This window comes from Dyadobacter sp. 3J3 (assembly GCF_009801115.1).
GTDB lineage: Bacteria > Bacteroidota > Bacteroidia > Cytophagales > Spirosomataceae > Dyadobacter.
The window spans coordinates 1-811 of record NZ_VTOL01000050.1; the positions used below are offsets into that span (position 1 = coordinate 1).

Consider the following 811-nt stretch of genomic DNA (forward strand, 5'->3'; position numbering starts at 1 on the left):
AAGCCAAAAATGTCTGATAATCAAGTTGTTGCTTTAAGTTTGACGGCTGAATATATGAGTATAGATAGCGAGAATCTCTTATTTCAAACGATACCAGAAAATGGGATAGAAAATATATTAGAGCGAAGTCAATTTAACAAGCGTCGCAGAAAATTATTTGCCTATACCGAATTGATAAGAACAAAATTAAATCATAGTTTCATTGAATTTGAAGACTACTTTGTAGTTGACTCAATGCCACTGGAAATATGTAAAATGGCTAGACATAGGAGGACTAAAATCTGTAAAGAGCGTTTTGAGACAGCTCCCGAGAAAGGCTTTTGTGCATCTCAAAACACATGGTTTTATGGTTATAAACTGCATGGCGTTTGTACGATGTCCGGCGTTTTTCATTCCATTGACATTAGTAAAGCAAATGTTCATGATATCGCTTATTTAAAAGACGTTAAATTACAACTGTCTGATGCTGTTTTACTTGGAGACAAAGGCTACATATCTAATGAACAACAATTAGACCTATTTCACACTGTCAATATCCGATTAGAAACTCCGATGAGAAGCAATCAGAAAAAATATAAAAAACAAGCATATGTTTTTAGAAGAACCAGAAAAAGAATAGAAACACTTTTCTCACAACTATGTGATCAATTCATGATTAGGAGAAATTATGCAAAAAGTTTTGATGGATTTAGAACAAGAATTCTTGCAAAAATTACGTCCTTAACTTTGATTCAATACCTTAATAAATTTATATTCAACAGGAATATAAACAATATCAAAATTCAAATCACATAATTTCACCCAACGGGTT

The 811-nt window shown here is 32.1% G+C and carries 1 protein-coding gene; it reads left to right on the forward strand.

Annotation, left to right across the window (positions count from 1 at the left end):
- Positions 1-795: IS982 family transposase (locus FZF08_RS31445; RefSeq protein ID WP_159478889.1), on the forward strand; the 795-nt coding region annotated here is incomplete at its 5' end.
- Positions 796-811 lie beyond the last annotated feature (16 nt).